Genomic DNA, 23,090 nt, shown 5'->3' on the forward strand with positions numbered 1-23,090 from the left:
ACTCCTGTCCGCCTGCTTACCGATCTCGACTTCCCACACACCGACACGTTTTCCTGTCACGTTTTCGAGGAATCATCATGCCAACTTCGCCCAATTTCAAGCGAGTCGCGACCAAACGAGGCCGCGGTAGTCGCGCTTCCGCACTCCCCAATAACGCCAGCCGCGCAACGGCCCTGGCCAACCATGCTCAACGCGATTCGGTTCTGCCGACGACCGCTTTTGACGCTTCGCCTTTGCCAATGACCCAAGCCTTGGCCAGCGGCAACTCAGACTTGGCCAGCGGCAACTCAGACTTGGCCAGCAGCGTCTCGGCCCCGACCATGTCGGCCCAAGTGATTCGACAAGATGAATCGGCACATCCGCTGGATGGTCCGGCACCGACGGGGCGACGAATCAATACAACGATTTCGACTCAGAGTGTTCGATGTGCGATGTCGGTGATTCCTGTACGGATCGACCAGACTCCCGGAGAAATCTGCGAAACACCAGGTTGCACAGTCGATCGTGTGAACGGAACGATTTCCATCACGATGCAGCGTGACGAACAACTGCCAACGCGGATGGTTGTCATCGCGGCCAACTTGAACGGACGCTTCCCCACGTTTGCAACCCTGCGGATCGCCGATCAGTACCGCATGGACGGGCAGTTGCGTATCGAAGGAACGATAGTCAATGAACCAGCCGATGATTTCCTTTCGGCTCAAAAACTATCGCCGCGAATCGAAGCTCAGAATTTTTCGTTCGGCTATGGCGCTCCACGCGAAGTGCTCAAACAATGGGAATCGATCGGTGTCATCCGGCGTTATCTGGTCGATCGCATTTTGACCTGCCCCGGTTGCAATTCGATTCCTACTTGGCGAAACGCGTGTCCCGGTTGCGGAAGTGCACGTTTTGAAACCCGACAATTGATCCATCACTTTGCCTGTGCCCACATCGGCGAAACGCATTCGTTTGAGACGCCCGAAGGCGGATTGAGCTGCCCAAAATGCCGAGCCAAACATTTGATCGTCGGCGCCGACTTTCAGTACACATCGGGACCATTGGAGTGTCTGGATTGTGCTGAATCTGGGTGCCAACCCGTATTAGGTTGCATGTGTCATCGGTGCATGCATCGGTTCGCCCCCTCAGAAGCAACGGAGATGGAAGTCCATGGATACCATTTTGAAAGAATGGACCTATTGGATCTCGTCGCTGCATCTCAATGAGCTGCTGCTGATCCTCAGTCCCATCTTGCTGGTTGATGGACCGCGCTACTTGCTCGGTTCGCTGCTGATCGCTCTATCCGACGGAATCAATCAGTGCTGGGACTGGGTGACACGGCGCGATCGATCGCCCACGTTTAGCCATGCGCCAAGCGTCTGCGTGATCATCGCTGGCCTGAACGAAGCCGATTCCCTACCGCGCACCTTGGAATCCTTGCTGGGCACTTATCCCGGACTGCAGACAATCGTCGTCGACGATGGGTCGACGGACGAAATGACGCAAGTCGCCAATGATGTCGCGGTGACACGCAATGATCTCAGCGTGATCACGATGCCCACCCGTGGCGGCAAATCGTCTGCTCTTAATGCTGCGTTGCCATTCACTTCAGCGGACATCGTGATTTGTGTCGACAGTGATTCTCACCTCGCTGAAAATGCGATTTGGGAAGTGGTTCAACCCTTTGCCGATGCAAGCGTGGCGGCGGTTTCTGGTTCGATCCAGATCCGCAATTCGTTTACCAATTTGGTATCGCGTTTCCAATCGCTGGAATACATGCGATGCATTTTCATTGGCCGAATGTTCACGTGTCGGTTGGGAACGCTGGGCATTGCATCAGGAGCGTTTGCCGCATTTCGGCGCGAAGTCATTGCCCAGATGGGAGCCTGGGACGTCGGACCGGGCGAAGACGCGGATTTGGTGCTTCGAATCCGCAAAGCGGGTCACAACGTCGTCTTTGCGCCCTATGCCCAGTGCTTAACAAACGCGGTCACCAAATGGTCTGCTTTAACACGGCAACGCCGACGCTGGGAATGGGCCGTGGTCACCCTAGAGATGCGAAAGCACCTCGATTTGGCGAACCCGCTACAGAAAAACTTTCGCTTCAACAATTTGCTGATGCTGATGGATCGCTGGGCCTATAGCGTCGTGCTCCAGTACAGCTTTGCAGCCTACATCATCTGGGTCACTTGGCATTTCCACGAACATACGTTGTTTCAGTTTGGCCTTTTCTACGCCGTCTACGTCTGTTTTGAAATCTTGCAGTTGCTGGTTGTCCTGCTCTATTCGATGGACCGCCGGACCGTTTTGAAACTCGCTTGGATCATGCCATTCATGCCGTTCTACTATTTGTATCTGCGGCTAATCACCCTTTGGGCTGTCACCGAAGAACTAGTCGATCGCCCCAGTTACCGCGACAGTTTTGTCCCGCAGCATGTCCGACAGGTCACTTGGCACTGGTAAGTGTTTGCCAGCCCCGGCGGGAAGTCGGGCGGGTCATCTTTTGCCCCGGCAATTCAGCTGCTCGGTCACGCATCAATTTGCACGACCGGTAGTCATGGATTGCCAAACCTGCAAACGAAAGGTGCTTTTTGAATTGATATTCGGCCAGCTGAGTCTGTGACAAAAAATACGGCCAGCTTTCGTCCGCAAAAGTCAATTTGTCAGGCATGGTTGCGTCAGCCTGGACGATCAAATGAGGAAAGGCCATCACCGAATCGTTGATCACAACCGGTTTGATGTTGGACCACTGCGGATCACGGCGAAGCAGCCCGATCAAAGAACTCTGCGTCGCGGCAGCTTTGCGTGGATTGGCACCGAACGCTGATGCCACGCGACAGATCGCTTCGATGGCTGGGTTTTCGTTTGAAGCCAAAGCGAATCGATCGACGTCGATGCCAACATGAATGTGATCGTCGTCGCTAACGACACGCAGTCGGTTGCCGGCAATGTGACTGAGAGCCGCGTAGTGTGATGCGGGACCGCGAACCGCTGCTTGAAATTCTTGCCGCGACTGCCCAACGGCGAACCAGACGCGAGTGGGTTCGGCAGAGTGTGTCTCGACCCCCAGATACAATTCGACACCGCCCGATTCGTCTGCATACTGCAGTAGTTTTGCCGCGTGAGCGATCATTCCGTCAGCCCCGAGTGCGGCATCGCGGTAGTTCATCACGCCGACATTGTCGACGATGTCCAGCAGATGATAGCTGGCGGACTTTCGTTCGCCTTCAAACGTCACCGCCCCAATCGTCTTGCCGTATGAATCCTGATCCTGAAGCCAGAACGGAATGTCGACGCCAAACTGAACTCGCGGCCAAGTACCGCTAACCCGTCGCTGACACTCTCGGTTGAGTTCCAAAAACTCTCGAAGTATCTGTTCTCTCCCCGAGGGATCATGCCAGAGCGTCAACAAGTATGGCTCGTTGTCGAAATGAATCCCATCGAACTGTTCGGCCGTCGGATGGCCATCATTGAACTGCAGTACCGCGTCGACGATCGACAACGGTAGATGATGAAACCTGGCTTGGGCAAACTGCGGATCGCCGTCCAACGCATGGATCCTAATTCCCGCGCCATGTACCAACCGAATCAACTGCCGCAAATCCTGCTCTCGTTCGATTCGGCAATGCGTTGCGCCCGCAAGGCTGCCGTCCTCTGTCGATTGCATCGCGGGGGGTGAATCGATCGTGTAGGGAAGCTGCGCCCAAACCGTTTTGATTCGCTGTTCTTGGCAGAAATCAATGAACCGTTTGGTTTCCAATTGACTGTCCAGCAGCTGTTTTGTTTGCCAGAGCCACAGCGCACGACCGGGCGAAAGCTCACTCGGTCCGGCATTGTTTTGCAAGTACCAGTCAACATTCGCGACTGTTTTTGCATGAATGCCAGAATCGTCGCGTAGAGTGTTTACGCCGGCACTCAGTGATGCTGGCGTCTCCTGGAGTGCTGGTGCTTTCTGGACCGCTACAAGCCGACGCCTATCAGGTTGGTTTCCATTGGTCTGCGTTGCACGAGTCACGCAAAATTCGATTTCGTCGATGCAGACGATTGCTTTTGACGGTGTGTCGAAGTTTAAAATCAGACCACCCAGCCGTTGCAAATTCAGTGAATGCGCTTCGCTGAGCGGAACAAAAACCTGCTGCCAATCCTGGGTGACACCGCCCATCAAGAATTCGTCGATGCCTCCGATTGCAACAGAATCGTCTTCGGCGATCCAGTCGTCATCGGCCAGACGCACTGTAAACTGTTCGCCGCCAGCAGTGCCTCGGACCCAAAACGACAGATACCGCGCCTGTGAAACGTCCAGGTACTTTGGCTCTGCCGCGGTATGGTCAAAAAAGTGAATCCAAAGTCCGCAGTACCCAAAGTCTTCACGCTCGGCCGTAATCTGCATTCCCAGACCGTTTCGCCCAACCGATGCGTTGGGGGTTCGTTTGCACGAAGCCTTTGAGGGTTCCAATTCAAACGTATTTCGATAACCGCGTAACTGGTTCTGAGTCCCATCAAAACTATCCGCCAACAACCTGGGCGAAGCTTCGGCTGCGTACGTGACGTTGCAAGACGCGATCACGAAAGCAAAAACGACAGAACAGCGAGTGAATTTCATAATCAAAACGTTTTCGGAAAGAGGCGAATTCATTGCCACCGGTCGGCGACAAAAACTCTATTTCGCCGTGAGAGTAAATTCGGGACTGCAGTGGTAGTCGCTGGTGTCCGTCAAGACGCTGCCGGTTTGCAGGGCTGCGCCGGCGGCACTCGATTTCGGTCGCACCAGCATTAACAAGAACTGCGTGCCGGGAGCCGTATGTAGATTGCCGATGCGTGCGATGCCACTGAATCGCTTTTTGTCCGTCGAACGGCGAAGCGATGACTGCACCCACCAGGGCGAATTTTCTTCGGCAACACGCACTAACAAACTCGGGCGATCATTGGCCGGAACATCCAACGCCCAAGAAACACTCTGCGCTCTCTTCGCCGTTGATCCCGGCTTGGGTGACACCAACGTTGCCGGAAAGGTGGCGGGAACAGAATCCATAATCGGCGGCGTCGCTTTCGGATTGTTGCCAGTGAAAACGGTGATGACATGTGAATAGGAGATTCCAGGTGGCAGGTTTTCCCACGAATCGCCAGCCCGTACTTTCTTAGCGGACGCGGCGTCTTTGGCATCCAGTACGGTCACTTGAAAGCAGGTGCCCGTCGGCGTCTGTTCGTTGCCGAATCTGACGCCGACTTCATAGCGATTCGGTCCGCGAAAAACGCCCTCGTCCAACACCCACCAAAGACTGCCTTCGGCTAGCGATCGCACGGCAACCATCGGCTTGAACTGGCTGGTCGTTTTAACAACCACCACTTCTCGGATCCCAACGGTACCAGCATCGAGCGGTGCTTCAATTTCTCCGAGCGACCAAGGATCGCCTGCAAGCAAGCAATTCGGGGACAAGCTCATCGCGGCAAATACAAAACCCACAACTCCGGTGTAGAGCCGAAACGCTGACATGATTGTTTCTCCAATCGAAAACGAAAATTTGAGGGAAAACATTCTCCCCTCGATTGGAAGGTATCACTTCACCCAAATTTGGCTGCGCAAAAACGCTGGCAGAGATCCGAATCACACTCGATGCGGCGAGGTGGAAGCGAACAGCGATTCTGTGTCGTCAGCAGAATCAACGCGAGTTAGCAAAGATGTGCCGGTCGTCGGCAATCTGACAACAAGGACTTGAACAACCGTCGCCTGAACGAATCGGAATGATCCAAAGAACCGCGCGTCGGTGCAATGACTTTGGCCCGCCTGGTTTGGCTTGCATCCCAAACGCTGAAAATTAAAATGCATCTCTGTTGAGATGAGCGCCGCTCAGATCTGAGAAAGGCACTGACTGGACCGACGCGGTTCGTTGCCTATCAGTCGACGACACTCGTCGCAGACATCCGACAGACAACACTGCTGGTGATGGCCCGCAGTCAGCGGGCGTTTACAAAATATCGAACCGATTGGTGCTCGTTGCCGGCGACCTTACTTGGTCAATTTCGTTAGCAACAAGAAAATCGTGAAGACCGTGGTCACAGCAATGACTCCGGCGGCCAACCAGCGATGCGCCGGGTTTTCCCAGGTCGGGCTGACAATCTCGCGTTCGTAGAGGCTGCGAAATTTTTCACGCTGCGTTTCAGAATCGTACACGCCGTCTTCGACCAACTCGCTCAATCCATATTGCAACGAATACTCGACCACTCCAAACAGCGTATGCGCTGAATCGGTTGCGTCGATCCCTCTGCCTTCGAAATACCAGAGCTGATTGCCGAAACTTGTCTCGGTCTCTTGACGATCATCCACGCATCGGATCTGAAGAACCCGGCTACGTCGAGGACAGAACCTTGCTCGTTCCATTGCACGTTCACAGTCCAGCGTAACCTGTTTGACTGTGGCTTCAGAGAAACGTCTTACTCGGGTTTCGGCGCCCACCAGATTGATCTCCTATTTGTCTATTGAAGCTTGGAATTACCTTGGCATTTTCCACCCGCCTGAATTCTATTATTGCCGCTATCGCGATCCAAGTCACCACCATAAGGGAGGCTTGCGACCCCTTTCCGCCCAGATTCTCTTTCGGCTCTTGATTGATAAAAGAACTCCAAATTCGGTTCGCCCATCACGGCGATTCAGCAAAGTCCCGCTAAGATGTTCTTTTGCATGGTGGTGCGGCGAACAAAAGCTGCGCAATCCCGCACCTTTTGGCGGGCGCCCACCGCAAAATCGGGTAAACGCCGCGGTCATGCGTTTCGTTGTCAGCCACCTCAACTACTTTGACTAAGCACGCATGCTGGAAAGACGTTCACTAAAAGCCCCTGTCGCGCTGGGGGTGGTCCTCATCGTCTTGGTGGTGGTGTTCGCCGCTATCTGGATTTTGGCCAACCTGCTGGTCGCGACTCAGACCGAAACATCGCGGACTGTGTTTTGGGTCTTTCTGGCAATCGGTTCGGTGTTGCTGGCGAGTATCTTGGCAGGCGTGATCGCCTACCTGACGCTGACCGTCAAAGCGTTTCGGTTGAACCAACGGCAGTCCAATTTCATCGACTCGGTGACTCATGAACTGAAGAGCCCAATCGCTTCGTTGAAACTGTATTTGCAGACGATGACGCACCGAGCGGTCGACATCGAACAGCAGCAAGATTTTCACCGCATCATGCTCGAGGACGTGGAGCGACTTGATTCACTTATCAACCACCTGCTAGACGTCGCCCGCATTGATCGCGGGTTGGATGTCGCGGACGTGCAATCGATTCAGCTGGACCAGTTGTTGCGGCAGTGCGGTGACGCAGCCAGCGTGCGCTACAAGCTTCCTCGCGACACGGTCAGCGTCGATTCGCCACCGGTCACCGTGGTCACGCAATTGATCCAACTGGAAATCCTGTTCCGCAACCTGATCGACAATGCTGTGAAATACGGTGGCACGCCGCCCAAAGTCATCATTCGCGTGGTCCCTGACAATAACGAACAGGTCGTAGTCAGCGTGATTGATAACGGCCCAGGCATTCCAGCGAATCAGCGGCGAAAAGTGTTTGGCCGGTTCGTGCGATTGGGCAACGAACTGGAGCGCAGTACGCCGGGTACCGGACTGGGGCTGTACCTGGTTCGCACAGTTAGCAAGGCGATTGGAGGAAGTGTTCGCGTCCGCGATCGCAGCGAAACCGAGGGGACCGACGTGACCGGCACCGAGTTCGAAGTGACCCTTAAGGGGATCGTTAGCGAAGAACCTGACAACGGAGCAACGCCGACGTACGAACCGCCACCAGATGCGACCTATTGATCCACTTGGATCAACGTAGGCATCGGCTTACGATAAAGCCTCGTCCTTAGTCATTCGATTCAACGTTTCTCTGCTCCCACGAACCACGCCATGCGTCCTCATATCCTGGTGGTCGAAGACGAACAGCACTTGGGCGTGGGGATCAAATACAACCTGGAAGCCGAAAGTTTCCGAGTAACGTTGGTCGAAGATGGCCCCACGGTTCTGAAACTGGTCGACGCGACCCCCGATGCTTACGATTTGATCGTGTTGGATCTGATGCTACCGGGAATGAGCGGTTACACGGTTTGCGAAACGATACGTGACGCAGGAATGACCATCCCCGTGCTGATGCTTTCGGCTAGGACGTTGGCAGAAGACCGCACGCGTGGGTTCGACGCGGGCGCCAACCAATACATGAGCAAACCGTTTGAACTGGACGAACTGATTAGTCGCGTTAAAAATTTGCTCCAAACGTCGTCGCGAAACGAGCAACCGGTCCTCCCGCGCCGTGAAACGCTGGAAGTTTCGGAGACCGAATTTGGCGACGTTAAAGTCAACTTTGAAACTCACGAAGTCATTGTTGGCATCAATCACGTCCGCATGAGCACCAAAGAGCTCAAACTGCTCAAGTACTTTGTCGAAAATCCCGATCGCGTGATCAATCGCAGTGAGCTTTTGGACAAAGTATGGGAAGTCTCCGGCAACCTACAAACACGCGCGGTCGATCAGTTTATCGCTAAGCTGCGGAAATACATCGAACCAGATCCTCGATCACCGATCCACTTGTTGACGATACGTGATGCGGGCTATCGCTTTATCCTGCATCCTCAGACGCCGGTCGAAAACACGGCAGATTCCGAGGACGAAAACAACGACAGCGAAGCAGCTGAAGACGCCGACGTAGCCGATAGCGAAGCCGACGACTGAGCTGCACTGCGAGTGCTTGGTGCGAACAAGATTTGCTTTCTGTGCAAATAGCTTTTTGCAAATAGCTTTCTGCAAACAGCACGCCGGCAAGCACCGGGCTCCAACGAAAAAACTCGCTCCCGTCGATCGAGAGCGAGTTTAAAAGTCGTCGTAGGACGCCGCGTCAGCGATTACTTGTTCCACCACCATGCAGCGGAATCGGTCGAAGCCAGGGCAGTCGAACGAAGTTTCGTCATCGCCGTGTCGTCGGTCTTTTGGTTTTGGACGATGTCAAATGCGTTGACGTCCACGCCACCCGATGCCGTCACGACCCAGCCACTGCGACCGCGGACAAAGCTGCATTCTGGCGAGACGGCTTTTGGCAGCGTGTAGCTGACCAATTCAATGTCGTCGTTTGGCTGGCTCAACACAGACAGATCCAAACCGGCTCGCTTGTCCAGTTCTTCTTGAACGATCAGAGTGGCGACCACCGAAAGATCCATCGCGTTTCGCAAGTCGCCAAACACGGACACTTTGCGTGAAAGCTGTTCGTAGTTTTCGGTCATTTTGTCGGCCCAGCTCTGAGCAATCTTATCGGCGCGGCCGCCTCGTTTGGCCTTGCCGTCATTATCAATCACATCTTGTTCGGTCAGCGTTTTGACACCTTGACCGGTCAGCTTCCATGACAGTTTGTCTTCGCTGCGAGACATCGCGTCGTAGTTACAGGCCATCCACCAGCGTGGGTTCTGCGAAGCGTTTTGGCGACCGTTTTTGGCCATTTGTAGGTAGCTGGGCAACTCGGTCACAGGCGACTGTGCCAGTGCCATCGCCAGGCGTTTCATTTCGTAATCCGCTGCGATCAACGTTCGAGCGTAGCGACTGTCTTGGGGAACGCCCGTCAAGCTAATCGTCTGCAGACCAAACGCTTGCTTCATCGACTCTTCGTACACTGCAGGGCTCTGGCCGGGACGAAGCTTGATGCTTCGCATCAACTTTGCCAAACGCTGGCGGCCTTCTGCGGTGGGTTCGATTGAGCACGTGATGCCTTCGGTGCGAGCCGCTTCGACGGACTGCAGAGCGACGACCAAATCTTCCAAGCGAAGCACGGCGCCGCCTGACTGGGTTCCGACAACCGATCCATCGTCCATCAGTTTCCAAGGTTCGGCTGGGCCAGCGACGATGATGTCTTTGTTTTCTTTGTCGACAAAGACGTACTGGATTCGCTGGAGTCCGGCCAAGAAAGAGATCGATTCGGGAAGCGGCGCGCCGTCTTTGCGACTCTCGCTGATGGCGGCCTGAAGTTTTCGCAGCGAAATCATTCGCAGTTCGGCGACTTCGGCCATCTCGCCTTGAGGTTGATCGACGACGCCACGCATGACATTGGCGAGGTCCATTTTTTCATCAACCGTCGCGGTTCGGACGATGCCCGAAGCATCGATCATCACACCGCCCACTGCCCGACCATTGTTATTGTTGAAACCGCCACCATGCACGGTCGCAGCCAAACACATGACGCAGACGCTTGCGCCAACAACAATTCGGGCAAGATTGCGATGAAAGCCCGCGCGGCGTGTGGAAAGATGGCTGGGTTGCATCGATGAGATCTCCAGTGGATCGGCTGCGGATCTGTCCGCCGGCGACGAGGGGGTGGTCGAATGGAAAGTGTCGTTGAACGGGAAAGGCCCGCTCAAACGCATGGCGGCGTGCCACGAGTGACCTTACGATAGAATACTTGGGTCCAAATCTAGTAGCAACACAAGTCTTGGCGGCGACAACGGTTTGGAGCCGGGAATTTACCTGTTTTGTCACCCAAGTCCGTATCGGCAGCGTTGCATTGAGTTCTGATTATTCCGATTCGCAGGCTGGCTCCCATAATGAGGCCGGATCTGCCGCAGACCAGCGGGCCTACCTCGTGCTGCAGAGTGCCGGCCGCTGGAGCGACGTTTTTCGGCTCAGCCCCCCTGCCGAAGCCGTGATTGGCAGGACTTCGGCAAACCAGATCGTGATCCGCAGTGACCAAGCCAGTCGTCGGCACGCACGCATTTTTTGGTCCGACGAAGCTTGGAACCTTGAAGACCTGGGCAGCCGCAATGGCACGTTTCTCAATGGACAGCGGATCGCCGAAGCGACCGGTTTGCGGGATACCGATCTAATCGATGTGGCCGGGTACACGATCCAGTTCACTCGCAGAATCGAAGGATCGTCGGCAAACGGATCAGCCAACGCTGGGGCGGCCAGCCAAGTGACTGACGACCAAATCACGATGGAGATGGACCCCGACGCGATTACCGATCGCCGGCGGCATAGCCATTACCTGCGCGGCGGAATTTCGTCGGCATCGTCGGGCCCCGGTCGCAATCAAACCCAGCGCGAACAATCCCAGCGCGAAGCAGCGGATGCTTCGGCTAGGCAATTGTTGCAACTAGCATTCACGCTGGCTCGATGCGACCAAGCCAGTGCCGCGGTCGACATCGCCATGGACTTGTTGGCCGACGTCGTTCAGCTCAACACCGTCGGGGCCTATGTCACCCCTGCCAAAAAGTCGACGTCCGGCGACGGCATCGCCAGTGTGGATCAACTCAGTCTGGTCGCCGCGCGTCAGTCGGGCCAACGGAGCTACCGCCGCCCGCCCGATGGATTGGTCAAAACAGTCGCGGCAAAAGACGGCCAAGCTGTCTTGGCGAGAAACGTTTTAGGCGATCGTGAATTGGCAACGGAAAACAGTCACGGCGAAATCGATGTCGAAAGTGTGATCCTTTCGCCGGTGAGAGACCGCGACGGCGTGTTGCGGGGATTGCTGCATTTGACCACGGCGGGCGGCGAACAACCGATGGCCAGCGATGACTTGGAATTTGTCGTCGCGACCTCCGAGATTTTGGCCGAATGTCTGTCCAGTCTTTCGACGCGCAAAAAACTGAGCCACTCGCTGCGGCGTAGTCGGCAAAAAATCCGCCAACTCCAAGAACAGCTTGGCGACAAAGTTCAAATCATCGGCAACAGCGAATCCGTCGAAAAAGTTATCGAGCAAGTTTCCCTGGTCGCTCCCACCAACACCACGGTTCTGGTCCGTGGCGAATCTGGGGTGGGCAAAGAACTGGTGGCCGCGGCGATTCATCATTCCAGCAGCCGACGCGACGGTCCGCTGGTGTGCATGAATTGTGCGGCATTGTCATCGTCGCTCTTGGAGAGCGAATTGTTTGGACACGAAAAAGGCGCCTTCACCGGGGCGACGGATCGCAAACAAGGTAAATTTGAAATGGCGGACGGTGGCACATTGATGTTGGACGAAATTGGCGAGATGAGCGAAGAGATTCAAGCCAAATTCTTGCGTGTTTTAGAGGGTCATGCGTTCGAGAGAGTTGGCGGCCAAAATCCGATCAAGGTGGATGTGCGAGTCATCGCTGCGACGAACCGTGATCTTCAAGCGATGGTGACCGAGGGAGAATTCCGGCAAGATTTGTTCTACCGATTGCACGTGGTCGAGATCGTTGTGCCGCCGCTGCGCAAACGTGGCAAGGATGTGCTGCATTTGGCGGGCCATTTTTTGCAGGGGTTCAATCGCGACATCGGGCGAAAAATCGAAGGATTTACCGAAGCGGCTCAAAAGCGTCTGCTGACTTATTCGTGGCCAGGAAACGTTCGCGAACTAAAAAATGTGATCGAACGCGCTGTCGTTCTCAATACAAAGCAAGTGATCGATGACGTCGACCTGTCGCTGTCGCCAGCAAAACGAGGTGGACAAATCGATCCGTCCGCCAACACGTCGGCAGGTGACGTCGAAGTCACGCTGGCCGAAATCGAACGCAACCATATTGAAACCGTGCTCCGGCACACCGGCGGGAACAAAAGCCGCGCTTCAAGCATCTTAGGAATCGAACGCAGCACTTTGGACCGAAAGCTTAAAAGGTTCGCCAAGGACGACGCGTGATTGGCAGTGGATCAGCTTTTGTGGGTCACTTGCCAGCGGGCCGATCATGGCTCAGCATGAACGAGATCGTTTGCTGTGCATCAAACCGATCGCTTTACTTTCTCTCACCACCCCGATCCGATCATGACCGAAGCTGTACCTGGAAAAAACGTTTTGGGCGGCGAACTGCAAAACTGCAGCACCGATCCGATGACTGGTTTTTATCGCGACGGATGTTGCAACACGGGCGGTTCCGACGCGGGTTTGCACGTCATTTGTTCACGCGTGACGGCAGAGTTTTTGGAGTTCAGCAAAAAGAGCGGCAATGATTTGTCGACTCCCAATCCGATGTACCGTTTCCCCGGATTGCAGCCGGGCGACCAGTGGTGCGTTTGCGCGGCCCGTTGGAAAGAAGCATACGACGCCGGACGAGCCCCCGCCGTCGTCTTGGAGGCAACGCATATCTCTGCGTTGGAGTTCGCTTCGTTGGAGCAATTGCAGGAACACGCGGTTCTGTAGAGCAACGCGAGAGACAGAGAAACCGGTACGACTACGACTCGCTTTTGCTAAGTGCCAAGCTTTGCCTTGGTGCCAACCGTCGGCCGCATTGTCAAATGCGATTCTGGCTGACGCTACGATTCCATCTTCAACACTGGCAAACGTCCGCGTCCGTCGATACTTTGGCGAATGCTCTCCGGTGTATTGTCCGCCGGACGCGGACGAGTACTTGGCGATACATCGGGCGCGACATAGTGACTGCCTTGTCGACTACCGCGGCGACGAAATTCGCCTTCGATCGCCAGCCGCAGTTTGGATTTTTCCAGACACCATTTCGGTTCAATCAAAAAATCCGGTGGCGCGTCCCCGCTGATTCGCTCCACGATGGTCTCGGGTGGAATTCGTTCTAAAAAATCCACCACGGTCTGAACATAGACGTCACGTTCCATCATCTGCACTTCGCCCGCCAGCACTTGTTCGCCCAACGGCGTACCGTGAACGGCATACAAATTGTGAAGTTTGATCGCGTCAAATCCTAACCGCCCGATTTCGCTGGCAGTTTGCATCATCATCGCGTGCGTTTCTCCGGGAATGCCCAAGATGACATGCGCACAACATTCAAACCCGCGACCACGACTGCGATCGATCGCGTTGACCATGTGGTCGTGATTGTGAGCGCGATTCATCCAGTCCAATCCAGCGTCGTGAATCGTCTGCATCCCAAATTCAACCGATACGTCATGATTCAGGGCCAGCGACTGAATCATCTCCAGTACCGACTCGGGCACGCAGTCGGGGCGAGTACCGATCGCCAAGCCAACGATTTCGGGATCACAGTTCAGAGCAATCTCGAACAACTCTTGCAGTTGATCGACAGGAGCATAGGTGTTGGTCGCTGGCTGAAAGTACGCGATAAACCCGCGCACCTTGCTATACCGATGGCGAACGGTCTTGATGCCTGACGCCAGTTGTTCGCGAACTTGTTTCAGACGAACCCGCCGCGAAGGACTGAAAGACCGATTGTCGCAAAAATTGCAGCCTCCTTTGGCGACGGCTCCGTCGACGTTGGGGCACGTAAATCCGGCGTCCACGCTGACACGTTGGACACGACCACCGAAGCGGCGCCGCAGAGACGCCCCAAACGAATTCATCGGCATCTCTTCGGATTGCCAAGCCAGACGATCGTTAGAATTGGGAGCAGACAATATAAATTTGGTCAAAAGATCTGGTTGCCAAACGGTCGCTGTCGGTCAAGATAGTAGAACGATCTCCAGCAGGGGGTCTGGCGATCAATGAATATGACTGCGAATGCGACTGATTTTCCACGACGAGGGATTACACGTGAGTGCCGAAGAACTAACAGAGTATGCCGGCAAATACGGCCAATTAACACCCGTAGGCGGTGGCGACCCGATTCCTTTGCTAAAGGATCGCTTGACGGTCGGTCGCCGCTCCGAGTGCGATATCCAGCTTAAATTTAACAACGTGTCCAGCCAACACTGTCGAATGACGCTGGAAAATGGCTACTGGTTTGTCCGCGATTTGAATAGCCGCAACGGTGTCAAAGTCGATAAGCGAAACGTGATCCGCAAACGTCTGGATCCCGATTGTTCACTCTCGATCGCTCGTCACGAATACACCGTCCAGTACGATCCACAGGCTCTGGGGGCTTATGGTCCACCGCCCGCCGACGACGATTACATGGACGAACTGATGAAAACGTCGCTAATGGATCGCGCCGGACTGAGTCATCGCGACGACAAAAAACGCTTCAAGAATCGCAAGAAAGACGACATCTAGGAGCGTCTCTCGTGAAGCGTCGACGGGCTTGAACGACAAGGACTTTGTGATAAAAGCTACGCAGCATTTTGTACGTTTTCTTCATCGCTGCCTATTTTTCCAAAGCTAACTTCCATGGCCCGACTTGCTCACCACGTTTTTTTCATCCTCAAAGATCGTAGCCAAGCGAACATTGATTCGCTGATTGCTGACTGCAAAACCTACTTGGACAAGCACGACGGCGTAGTGGACTTTTCCGTCGGATCACGTGTCAAAGATCTGAACCGCGAAGTCAACGGCGACTTTGACGTGTCGCTGCACGTGATTTTTCAAGATCGCGCGACGCATGATGTTTATCAAACCGCGCCGCGGCACTTGGAATTTATCGAGCGGCAAAAAGACAATTGGGCTTCGGTCCAAGTCTTGGACAGCAACTTGGCCTAATTGCCAAGCAAGTCATCTTCAAAAGCCATCGGGAAATTGATGTTTCCCGTTCGGCATCCGTTCCAATGCGAACACTTCTGCCACTGCCATTAGCGGCAATACGCCATAGACGTGCGGAAAGAGATCACCTCCGCGCGAAGCTTCCCAGCGAAGTGTGCTGCCCAGCGACGCAACATCAACGCTGACCAACAGCAGGTCGTCTCGGTCGGCAAAGTACTTGGCCGCTGTATCGACCGTCTGCTGTGGAGACGATAGGTGGATAAACCCATCGGCAACGTCCAGCGCCGACCCGCGGTATTCGCCAACCGATTCGGCGACGGTCCATTCTTCGCGAGAAACAATCTTGTAGATAGTGCTGGTCATCGTCGAACCGTAGGGAGAGCAATAGTCGCGTCAATCGCCGCGTGATTCGCCTTGGTCAGGCATGATCGGAACCATCATCTTGGCCAAAACCGCAAGTTTTTTCTACTCCCAGTGAGATGCCACCGCATCGGCGGCATTCTTGATACTGTGGAGACTGAAGTACAAGACTTGCCCTCAAGCCCAGCACCCGCTTTATCACAACGGTAAAAAAAGAACTGTGATCGAACCAGCCGTTCTGGCATCCCTGTTCAACGAACACGCCGATCGACTCTTGCTGGTCGCGCGGTCGATGGGGGAACCCGCCGAGGACGCTGTTCAAGAAGCGTTTGTGGCATTGGCGACGCAGGCGATAGTGCCGGCCGAACCAATGGCTTGGTTGGTCGCTGTGGTGCGAAACCACTTGCGACAATCCTATCGCAGCAACGGACGGCGCCAGCAGCGCGAATTCCGCTTGCCGGTGATGAACTGGTTTCAGTCCACTCCACAGATAGATACCAAAATCGATGGGCAAACAGTTTCGGCAGCTTTGCAAAGATGCCCGTCGCCGGATCGCGAAATCGTGGTGATGCATCTTTGGGGCGAAATGACGTTTCAGTCGATTGGTGAAATTGTCGGCATGTCTCGAGCGAAGGCACATCGTGTTTTTCAGAAACAGATCGGTCAACTACAAGAACAGTTCAACCCAGTTTCGGTCGAGCAAATCGACACCCAAGTCTCCGCGGTCCGGAATTTCCCCGCGTCGAACGACTGAGCCCCAAGGCCATCAACAATTAGGCAAATCATGAATCCGAATGAATCTCCGTCAGACGATTATCTTGACCAGTTGCGGCAACTCCCACCAGCAGAAATGCACGTCGACCAGCGTGAACTTTTTTATCGGGCTGGATACGCGGCGGCGAAGCAAGAGTTGGCGCAGCAGGCCGGCGCAATAGCAAACAGCGAAACAGTTCATTCCACGGCGAAGAAGTCGCAATGGCTGTCGATTGCACTGGCGGCTTCCTTGGCTGCATTGCTCGCGGTTCCGCTAGGAATGAAAATTGGCCAACAAGCATCCGCGCCGGTCATGGCTGAATTGTCGAGTGAAAACACGCTTTCAAGCCAGGAAACCCGCAGCGGGAACTTGGGATCCAAGCCTTCCGCCACTGCAGGCGATCACGACACGGCCGAAATCGAAACCGATTCGGTGCCATCGATTCGCGATCCTCGTGATTTGGTCACTCCACGCAAGGATCGCACCAGTCACTTGATTTTCGATTCGCAACTGCAACGACCGATGACTCTGGCTGCCTACCACGGTGCGTCGCTGGACGAATTTGACCTACAGCAATCGATCAGCATTCACTCGCTGGCGGCTTCGGTATCCAGCAGCAACGACCTTGAAGACGATTTGCCTCCGACACTCGCCGTGGGCGACACGCTCAACGCCTTATTGCCGCAGTAGTCGGCATCTTGCCGCGGCAGACGTCAACGCGCGTGTATCGATCGTCATGCGATCGTGTGGCGTGTTCGCAACGAAGTACGACTGCGCGCAATGAGCCCTTTCCAACTCCATTTCTCGTATGAAGCCATTAGTGATGAACAAGACTTGTTTCAACAGACTGCAAAGCCTCACTGTCTTGGCGGCATGTGCATGGGGTTTCTCTGCACCTGATGCAGCGTACGCCCAGGTAATGGTGTCGCCCGCGATTACTCAGAGAGACGCCGACGTACCGAATCAGGATCGCAATTCGATCGACGAATCCAGCGTGCAGACACTGACGATTTGGGCTTCTGCGGAACCACAGCCCGCCATGCGATATCGTTTCTGGCCGGCACCACATAATCGGCTTGCCAAAAATGTGATGCCGATGATTGGTCGCTCCGTTGTTTTCCAGGCTTCGTTGAAACGAAACGAGCAAGTAAAAACTCATTTCACCAAAGCCGAACAGGATTGGCCTGAGCTGTCGTTGAAAGAACTGCCAACAGCCGAAGTCCACGAATTTTTGAATCGGTATAGCCGCAACGTTTTGGCTGAACTAGAACGTGGCGAAAACTGCATGCTGACAGCCTACGACTTGGACATTGATCGACAGTCGGCCGCCGCAATCGTCAATACGCTGTTGCCTGAGTTTCAAGAAATGCGTGGCGTGGCGCGGATATTGAATTTGCGTCTCCGGCTCGCAGCGGCCGAAGGACGCTGGGACGATTTTTCGCGTGACTGCCGTCTTAGTTTTCGATTGGCAGAAGCCGCTTCGCGAAGCACCGATTTCCTGGTTGGCCGTTTGGTCGGAATCGCCATCGCCGGTTTAGCGATGCAGTCCATTGAGGAAGCCATGCAGGAACCAAATTGCCCCAACTTCTACTGGGCACTCGCTTCGATTCCCGAAGAGCGATTGTTTGAAACGCGCGAAGCAATCGAGTTTGATGGAACTCTGGTTTCTCGGTTGAATGGAAACGAACCGCTTCCCGATGAACCCATCGGTCCGGAGGCGGCGCGAATGCGGTTGAAACAGCTGACAACTTCGGCCAATGACTTGTTAACTGCGTCAGGTACGACGTCGGAGAAAGGATCACTGCAATTGATGGCGGGCCTTTACGTAGTCACCATGGTTGATACGGCTCGCGAAGCATTGCAAAAAACAGACCAGTGGCGTGATCGCGTGCAAGCACTTTCAGCGCCGGAGGCCGTGCTACGCTACACGCACTTGCGGTTCAACCAGCTGCAAGACGATTGGATGAAGTGGTCACTGCTGCCTCCCGAACAGGCTGCCAAATTCATTGATCGACAGGAAAATTCGATGAAGCGATCGTCTGCCAGCGGCAATGTGCTGGAGTCATTGGTCGCTCACCTTTCGCCGGCTGTCAAAGCCGCCTCTCGCGCCGGCCTGCGTGCACGCCAAGAGAAGTTTTTCTTGATGACGGTCGAAGCGATTCGGATTCACGCGGCTCAGAGCGGCGTGCTCCCCAACCAGTTAAGTGACTTGGATTCAGTTCCCGCAATGACAGATCCGTTGACTCTGGTCCCCTTTGAATACCTACGGACTTCTGACGTGGGTGCAACACTGAAGCGTGCTGCCCGATATCCCAGCGACAAACAAACCACTTTCCAAATCAATTTGATGAAAAAGGATCGCAACCAATGAAACGAGCTCTCCACCTACTGACGTTCGTGCTACTGACCTTCGTGTCCTTTGTAGCGACGGCGATGTTCGCACCATCGGTCCTGTCGCAAGAGAAGCCCGTCGTCGTTCGGCCCAACACAACATTGCTAAATGATGTCGATACGACGGAAATCATGAGAGCGACAGCCAAGCGTTATGTCGATCATTCCACGATCGCCGTCGCTGAAATCAACTTAGAAAGGATCGCCGCTGCGAATTTGACAAAGGCGTTCGAACTATTTCCCAAAATTCAACTCGGGAAGTCAAACGTCGTCGATGCGACTGCGTTGATGCAAGCCGCAATCAAACAGATTCGATCAGCGTCTGCTAAACGGCTGTATGTGATTACATCGCTCAGTAGCTTCCAAGAGGGTGGCCCACTGATTGTGATTCCTTGCCAGAATCCGGCCGCCGTTGATGGTGTGGTTCAAAACCTCGCCAAAGACTCAGATCAGGCCAACTGGTTGCGTACAATGGTCAGCGAGGACGCGCTGCTGTTAGGTCCACAATTGACTTTGGATCGGAGCAAAGCTGTTAAACCGGTTGAGCGAATTGTCTTGATGAGTAGGATCTCCAAACGCGACAGTTTTGACCACTCGCTCAGCATCCATCTACCGGAGGAAACTCGTGCGGAATTGGCCGCCCTTTGGCCGGACGTCGCTCCCGCATCATGGCCACTGAAGTTTTCACCACGGCAAGTGATGCAGGATGCCGAGCATGCGTCAGTTTCTTGGTCGCTGATGGAGATGCCGCGTATGAGCGCTCAAGTTCTTGGTAGCGATGAGTCAGCCGCTAAGCGACTTGAAACGCTAATCAAGGAAGCCGTTGAATTGCGACCGGAATTGAAACAATCGGTGTCCGTATCTGTCGACAAACGTCGGGTAAATCTAAACGTTTCGTCCGAGCAGTTCCCCAAACTGTTGAGTCAAGTAGTATCGCCAGTCGTCGCCAAGAACGATCGGATGTCGCGAATGAGTGATGTAAAGCAGGTGCTTTTGGCTTTTCACAACTTTCACTCTGCCTACAAGTACATCCCGGCGCGATGCTGGACCGACAAAGCCAGCAAACCGCTTCTCAGTTGGCGAGTGGCAGTGTTGCCCTTCATGAACCAACAAGCCATTTGGCAGGAAATGGATCGAACCCAGGCTTGGGACAGTGATCAAAACCGACCGTTCAGCGAAACCGTCATCCCGGCGTATTCGGGAATTCGACCGGATCCGAAACAACCGCACTCCACCCGCCTACGGGCACCGGTGTTTCCCGGTTCCGCTTGGCATGGCGAAGGCGAACCGAAGCGTTTTCGTGATGTCATCGACGGTTTGTCCAACACGATCGCCGTGATCGTTGCCCCTCCCGAAGCGGCGACGCCGTGGGCATCACCGGAGCCTTGGATCATTTCCACAGACGATCCCATGAAAGATGTTTTTGGCGATCAAGACGAGGTCATCGTTGCCCGATTCGATGGCTCCATTCAAGTCATCAAAAAAACCGACATGACCAACAAGAAACTTGCCGCGATGTTAACGATTGCCGGCAAAGAAGTTATCAAGGATTGATTCGTCGACAAAAGCTTGCCAGAGCAGTTCATCAGTTTTCTTCGTTTGCGATATGCCGCGGCTCTTTGCCAAGCAGCTTGCGAACGAAAAAGTCTGCTTGGCGGCGTTTCGCATAAGGATGTCCCGCCGCGCCGTGCCCCACACCCGGCATGATCAACTGTTCAAAATCCTTGTCGGCTTTCACCAAAGCGTCGATCACTTGCACGGTACTGACCGGATCGACGTTGTTATCGAGTTCCCCCCAAATCAACATCAAATCTCCCTGCATGCGATGTGCCTGCGTGACGTTGGATTGTTCTGCGTAATGCGGGCCGATGGGCCAGCCCATCCATTGCTCGTTCCACCAAAGCTTGTCGACGCGATTGTCATGGCAGCCACAGTCGGCAACCGCAGCGTGATAGAAATCCCCGTGTGCGATCAGGGCACGCATCGCACTTTGCCCCCCGGCTGACCCGCCCCAGATTCCAACACGGTCCAGATCCATCTCAGGATGATTGGCCGCGGCGGACTTGATCCACGCGATTCGATCGGGAAACCCGCTGTCGCCCAGATTCTTCCAGCACACATCGTGAAATGCTTTGCTGCGGTGACTGGTGCCCATGCCATCGAGCTTGACGACAATGAATCCCAATTCAGCCATCTCGTACATGCGATTGTGAAGTCCAAAACTCTTGGGCGCAAACGCGCTGTGCGGCCCCGCGTAGATGTCTTCCAGCACGGGGTATCGTTTATCGGGATCAAAGTTTGTCGGCCGCACAATTACGCCGTGAATATCCGTCTTGCCGTCGCGACCCTTGGCCACAAACCGCTCGGGATAACGCCATTGAGTCTCCAGCAGTTGCGACGCATCGGCACGTTCGAGTTCGCAAATCAGCTCGCCTGATTCCACATCGCGCAACTCGGTGACGGGAGGCAAGTCGACTCGCGAAAACGTATCGATCAAAAGCTTGCGGTTGGGCGAAAACCTCCACCGATGATTTCCGTCACCTTGGGTTAATCGCGTCAAGTTCTCGCCGTCAAAATCAACTCGAACTAGATGGACGTGATACGGGTCTTGGTCAGGATCGATCCCGGACACTTTCAAATACAGTTGCCGGTTTTCTTCATCCACTCGTTCGACTTCGCGAACTACCCAGTCGCCCGATGTGATTGCATTTTTGACTTCGCCCGTCGATTGATCGATCAAGTACAGATGATTCCATCCGGACCGTTCGCTCATCCAGATCACTTCGTCGGTCGAATCCAAACGCCGCAAAAATGTCTTGTGCGAGTAGCAAACGAATGTGTCGCTACGTTCGTCGACAACGGTTCGCGGAGTCCCTGATTCGACATCGACCGAAACAAGACGCAGGACTTGATGGCCTCGTTGGTTGTAGAGAAATGAAAACGATTTGCTGTCGCTGTTCCACGCCACGTCATTGATTTGATAGGGATTGTCGAACAGTTCGTTGTCAACTGTGATCGGTTCGTCTTTCGAAATGTCAAACAGAACAGGACGGTCGATATCGATCTCATCTCCTGGCTTCACGTAGTTGATCGTTTTTAGCTCGCCGTGAATCGAATCGTCGGGGGCAGCATCAACCATCGCGACTTGCCGCTTCTCTGTCACTTGAATCTGCATCAAAACGAAGTACCGCGAATCGGGAGACCACCAGACCTTCTCTCCAAATCGATTTGCCGGATCAAAATCGATGTCAAACCGGTGCGTCGGCTCGGTTATCGTTTTTCCACGAGGGGAAGGTGCAACGAGTGGAAGCCCGTCTTCGAACCCGACGACCCATTTTCCGTCAGGCGACTGTGTACTGAAACGTTGGCGTTTGACGCGGCGTGAGGTCCTCTTTGGCTTCGGTGTGGACTCGTCAACGACAGCCAGTTCGTTCCAAGGTTCGACAACAAACGAAGCAACGTCGCGATCTGCATCGTTCGTCAAGACCCAAGCGTGCCCCACGAAACTTCCTTGGCGCTTCGACTTGCCAGGTGCGAGCTTCCCGTATGAAACTCGCCTTCCAGTCTGATCAACCCAAAAAATCTCTAGATCCGCTTTTAACGCGTTCTGAAATTCGATGGGCGATCCTTGAGCACTCTGGTTGCTGCGGTGCACAAAATCTTGTGGTTCAACTCTCCCACTGTCGTCCTTAGTGTCCGCGGAGCTACCGGACTCTTTGAGCGTCCCGCTCGTACGGCTGAAAGCCCAATTTCGGCCAGCGAATTTAAACTGCAACTTGGAGAGGTCGTCATTGAATCGAAGGGATCGAATGTCGATCTTGTCGGCGTCGACCGCTGTCTTTGTTGCATCTGCAAGTGCATCGGCCAACGACTGATGATCAAAGGCAGGCTCTCGTTGTTTGGTGGTGGAATCCACTACGACAAATGCGTGCGAATCGGGGCCCGTTCGAACGCGGTACCACAGCTTGTCATCTTCCTTGCCAAACCAATGCGGCTGGATACTCTGGCGAGAAACACGATCGGATGTTCGGTCGCTGTAGGATTTCCAGCGACCATAGTCTTCCATGCTGCCCTGGCCGTGGCTGCCCGATGCTGACAGAGCAACAATCAGCGACACGACGAAAAGCAAGCGAACACTAAAGGCTGCTGTGTGTCGATGCGGTCGTTGCAATAAGTTATTTTGCGTTTGTTCCGTCGTGGTCATTTGAAAATACGTTCAAAGGCGTTATAAATCGCTCCGCTCATCCGCCGTTTTTGCGGTCAGCGTTCTACTGGTTGGTGCTCTTGTAGTCAC

At 54.4% G+C, this 23,090-nt stretch carries 19 protein-coding genes; 12 read left to right on the forward strand and 7 right to left on the reverse strand.

All coding sequences use genetic code 11. The features are described 5' to 3' along the window. Positions 1-77 precede the first annotated feature (77 nt). Both K239x_RS18145 and K239x_RS18150 read left to right on the forward strand, forming a co-directional pair. Positions 78-1,205, forward strand: coding sequence for a TackOD1 domain-containing metal-binding protein (locus K239x_RS18145; protein ID WP_145419621.1), 1,128 nt, complete (start codon positions 78-80; stop codon positions 1,203-1,205). Next, on the forward strand, positions 1,150-2,442 hold the full coding sequence (locus K239x_RS18150) for a glycosyltransferase family 2 protein (RefSeq protein ID WP_145419622.1): 1,293 nt from the start codon (positions 1,150-1,152) through the stop codon (positions 2,440-2,442). Before K239x_RS18145 ends, K239x_RS18150 begins: the two co-directional genes overlap by 56 nt. On the opposite strand, the gene K239x_RS18155 is transcribed toward K239x_RS18150, so the two are convergent. The 3 genes from K239x_RS18155 to K239x_RS18165 form a co-directional block, all read right to left on the reverse strand. After that, a complete protein-coding gene (locus K239x_RS18155) occupies positions 2,426-4,582 on the reverse strand; it encodes a hypothetical protein (protein ID WP_419189123.1) in 2,157 nt (718 codons plus the stop codon). The genes K239x_RS18150 and K239x_RS18155 overlap by 17 nt on opposite strands. A gap of 57 nt (positions 4,583-4,639) precedes the next feature. Beyond that, positions 4,640-5,473, reverse strand: a complete 834-nt coding sequence (locus K239x_RS18160; protein WP_145419624.1) for a hypothetical protein — start codon at positions 5,471-5,473, stop codon at positions 4,640-4,642. Positions 5,474-5,986: 513 nt separating this feature from the next. Next, positions 5,987-6,304, reverse strand: coding sequence for a hypothetical protein (locus K239x_RS18165; protein WP_419189124.1), 318 nt, complete (start codon positions 6,302-6,304; stop codon positions 5,987-5,989). Positions 6,305-6,785: 481 nt separating this feature from the next. Here K239x_RS18165 and K239x_RS18170 point away from each other — a divergent pair, with 481 nt between their 5' ends. Then, positions 6,786-7,775, forward strand: a complete 990-nt coding sequence (locus K239x_RS18170; protein ID WP_145419626.1) for a sensor histidine kinase — start codon at positions 6,786-6,788, stop codon at positions 7,773-7,775. Between the two features lie 90 nt (positions 7,776-7,865). Continuing rightward, on the forward strand, positions 7,866-8,684 hold the full coding sequence (locus tag K239x_RS18175; RefSeq protein WP_145419627.1) for a response regulator transcription factor: 819 nt from the start codon (positions 7,866-7,868) through the stop codon (positions 8,682-8,684). Positions 8,685-8,854: 170 nt separating this feature from the next. Here the strand turns inward: K239x_RS18175 and K239x_RS18180 are convergent, their stop codons facing one another. Further along, positions 8,855-10,258, reverse strand: coding sequence for a DUF1598 domain-containing protein (locus K239x_RS18180; RefSeq protein WP_419189125.1), 1,404 nt, complete (start codon positions 10,256-10,258; stop codon positions 8,855-8,857). Positions 10,259-10,395: 137 nt separating this feature from the next. Here K239x_RS18180 and K239x_RS18185 point away from each other — a divergent pair, with 137 nt between their 5' ends. Further along, positions 10,396-12,591 carry a sigma 54-interacting transcriptional regulator gene (locus tag K239x_RS18185; protein WP_419189126.1) on the forward strand — a complete coding sequence of 732 codons (2,196 nt, stop codon included), beginning with the start codon at positions 10,396-10,398 and terminating at the stop codon, positions 12,589-12,591. A 123-nt stretch (positions 12,592-12,714) separates the two neighbouring features. Then, positions 12,715-13,089 carry a DUF2237 family protein gene (locus tag K239x_RS18190; protein ID WP_145419629.1) on the forward strand — a complete coding sequence of 125 codons (375 nt, stop codon included), beginning with the start codon at positions 12,715-12,717 and terminating at the stop codon, positions 13,087-13,089. Between the two features lie 113 nt (positions 13,090-13,202). On the opposite strand, the gene mnmL is transcribed toward K239x_RS18190, so the two are convergent. Next, positions 13,203-14,225, reverse strand: a complete 1,023-nt coding sequence (gene mnmL, locus K239x_RS18195) for a tRNA modification radical SAM protein MnmL/YtqA (RefSeq protein WP_145422438.1) — start codon at positions 14,223-14,225, stop codon at positions 13,203-13,205. Positions 14,226-14,409: 184 nt separating this feature from the next. Between mnmL and K239x_RS18200 the strand changes: the two genes are divergently transcribed. Both K239x_RS18200 and K239x_RS18205 read left to right on the forward strand, forming a co-directional pair. After that, a complete protein-coding gene (locus K239x_RS18200) occupies positions 14,410-14,868 on the forward strand; it encodes an FHA domain-containing protein (protein ID WP_145419630.1) in 459 nt (152 codons plus the stop codon). A 114-nt stretch (positions 14,869-14,982) separates the two neighbouring features. Next, positions 14,983-15,291 carry a Dabb family protein gene (locus K239x_RS18205; RefSeq protein ID WP_145419631.1) on the forward strand — a complete coding sequence of 103 codons (309 nt, stop codon included), beginning with the start codon at positions 14,983-14,985 and terminating at the stop codon, positions 15,289-15,291. 18 nt (positions 15,292-15,309) lie between these two features. Here the strand turns inward: K239x_RS18205 and K239x_RS18210 are convergent, their stop codons facing one another. Next, the gene (locus K239x_RS18210; protein WP_145419632.1) at positions 15,310-15,654 is read right to left on the reverse strand and encodes a DUF952 domain-containing protein; all 345 of its coding nucleotides are present in this window, start codon (positions 15,652-15,654) and stop codon (positions 15,310-15,312) included. A 217-nt stretch (positions 15,655-15,871) separates the two neighbouring features. Here K239x_RS18210 and K239x_RS18215 point away from each other — a divergent pair, with 217 nt between their 5' ends. From K239x_RS18215 to K239x_RS18230, 4 genes are all read left to right on the forward strand, one after another. Then, positions 15,872-16,405: an RNA polymerase sigma factor gene (locus tag K239x_RS18215; RefSeq protein WP_419189127.1), complete on the forward strand. Its 534-nt coding sequence runs from the start codon at positions 15,872-15,874 to the stop codon at positions 16,403-16,405. Between the two features lie 30 nt (positions 16,406-16,435). Further along, the gene (locus K239x_RS18220) at positions 16,436-17,095 is read left to right on the forward strand and encodes a hypothetical protein (RefSeq protein ID WP_145419634.1); all 660 of its coding nucleotides are present in this window, start codon (positions 16,436-16,438) and stop codon (positions 17,093-17,095) included. A gap of 133 nt (positions 17,096-17,228) precedes the next feature. After that, positions 17,229-18,776: a hypothetical protein gene (locus tag K239x_RS18225; RefSeq protein WP_145419635.1), complete on the forward strand. Its 1,548-nt coding sequence runs from the start codon at positions 17,229-17,231 to the stop codon at positions 18,774-18,776. Further along, the gene (locus K239x_RS18230) at positions 18,773-20,350 is read left to right on the forward strand and encodes a DUF1559 family PulG-like putative transporter (RefSeq protein ID WP_145419636.1); all 1,578 of its coding nucleotides are present in this window, start codon (positions 18,773-18,775) and stop codon (positions 20,348-20,350) included. Before K239x_RS18225 ends, K239x_RS18230 begins: the two co-directional genes overlap by 4 nt. Before the next feature lie 31 nt (positions 20,351-20,381). On the opposite strand, the gene K239x_RS18235 is transcribed toward K239x_RS18230, so the two are convergent. After that, the gene (locus K239x_RS18235; protein ID WP_419189128.1) at positions 20,382-23,000 is read right to left on the reverse strand and encodes a DPP IV N-terminal domain-containing protein; all 2,619 of its coding nucleotides are present in this window, start codon (positions 22,998-23,000) and stop codon (positions 20,382-20,384) included. Between the last annotated feature and the right edge of the window lie 90 nt (positions 23,001-23,090).

Origin of the sequence: Stieleria marina, assembly GCA_007741555.1 — a bacterium.
Taxonomy (GTDB): Bacteria; Planctomycetota; Planctomycetia; order Pirellulales; family Pirellulaceae; genus K23-9.

Coding starts and splice junctions, on each gene's coding strand:
- K239x_RS18210 (WP_145419632.1), bottom strand. CDS start 15,654: ATGACCAGCACTATCTACAAGATTGTTTCTCGCGAAGAATGGACCGTC.
- K239x_RS18225 (WP_145419635.1), top strand. CDS start 17,229: ATGAACAAGACTTGTTTCAACAGACTGCAAAGCCTCACTGTCTTGGCG.
- K239x_RS18205 (WP_145419631.1), top strand. CDS start 14,983: ATGGCCCGACTTGCTCACCACGTTTTTTTCATCCTCAAAGATCGTAGC.
- K239x_RS18190 (WP_145419629.1), top strand. CDS start 12,715: ATGACCGAAGCTGTACCTGGAAAAAACGTTTTGGGCGGCGAACTGCAA.
- K239x_RS18180 (WP_419189125.1), bottom strand. CDS start 10,258: ATGCAACCCAGCCATCTTTCCACACGCCGCGCGGGCTTTCATCGCAAT.
- mnmL (WP_145422438.1), bottom strand. CDS start 14,225: ATGCCGATGAATTCGTTTGGGGCGTCTCTGCGGCGCCGCTTCGGTGGT.
- K239x_RS18235 (WP_419189128.1), bottom strand. CDS start 23,000: ATGACCACGACGGAACAAACGCAAAATAACTTATTGCAACGACCGCAT.
- K239x_RS18220 (WP_145419634.1), top strand. CDS start 16,436: ATGAATCCGAATGAATCTCCGTCAGACGATTATCTTGACCAGTTGCGG.
- K239x_RS18155 (WP_419189123.1), bottom strand. CDS start 4,582: ATGAAATTCACTCGCTGTTCTGTCGTTTTTGCTTTCGTGATCGCGTCT.
- K239x_RS18160 (WP_145419624.1), bottom strand. CDS start 5,473: ATGTCAGCGTTTCGGCTCTACACCGGAGTTGTGGGTTTTGTATTTGCC.
- K239x_RS18170 (WP_145419626.1), top strand. CDS start 6,786: ATGCTGGAAAGACGTTCACTAAAAGCCCCTGTCGCGCTGGGGGTGGTC.
- K239x_RS18145 (WP_145419621.1), top strand. CDS start 78: ATGCCAACTTCGCCCAATTTCAAGCGAGTCGCGACCAAACGAGGCCGC.
- K239x_RS18175 (WP_145419627.1), top strand. CDS start 7,866: ATGCGTCCTCATATCCTGGTGGTCGAAGACGAACAGCACTTGGGCGTG.
- K239x_RS18150 (WP_145419622.1), top strand. CDS start 1,150: ATGGATACCATTTTGAAAGAATGGACCTATTGGATCTCGTCGCTGCAT.
- K239x_RS18230 (WP_145419636.1), top strand. CDS start 18,773: ATGAAACGAGCTCTCCACCTACTGACGTTCGTGCTACTGACCTTCGTG.